This is a genomic window from Thiolapillus sp. (assembly GCF_048562965.1).
Classification (GTDB): domain Bacteria; phylum Pseudomonadota; class Gammaproteobacteria; order Chromatiales; family Chromatiaceae; genus Thiolapillus; species Thiolapillus brandeum_A.
In genome coordinates this window covers 1-546 of record NZ_JBHNMF010001588.1, presented here as the reverse complement: position 1 = coordinate 546, position 546 = coordinate 1, and the positions used below count along the sequence as shown (strand labels likewise).

At 55.5% G+C, this 546-nt stretch carries 1 protein-coding gene; it reads right to left on the bottom strand.

Annotated features, from left to right (window positions below):
- Positions 1 to 125: 125 nt before the first annotated feature.
- On the bottom strand, positions 126 to 546 hold a 421-nt coding region (locus tag ACOCD2_RS25660; RefSeq protein ID WP_419626412.1), incomplete at its 5' end, for an IS66 family transposase.

The window sequence follows — 546 nt, the reverse complement described above, 5'->3', positions numbered from 1 at the left end:
CTGTCTGTCATCAGGCCGGCACAGGCGGATAGCATGAACAGGGCTGCTGCCACAACGGTTCCCGATATCATGCGGGCGAACCGCAAACTTACAACTGCGTCCAATGAAATCATGTTCGGGGGTAACTACTCACCCCTATCAGCATAGAGCTGTCCCGAAAAGGCCATTTGAATGGCGACCAGCGGATTGTATCCCTGATTTGCCATGGTCTGCAGGTAACTGGAGATGCGGCAATAGGCCTCGGCGTACTTTCTTGTCCGGAAGCACCCCGACACCTTCTGTTTGACCTTGCTCATTCTCAGGTCACGTTCGGCCCGGTTGTTGGTAAACGGCACGTGTGAGAGTCTGGCGAAGAGCAGTACTGCCGTCTCATGCTTCTTCAGTCGTTCCCACAGGTTGTGCGCATCGGATTTGGCGACCCGGCTCCGTTTGCCGTTTTGTCTGAGCGGGATAGGCGGGAGCTGCTTTGCACCGCGGGTGAGGATATTGCGGTAGCGTTTCTGCAGGTTTTTGTACTCATTCTCGGTCAGGCGCTTCGATTGGCGT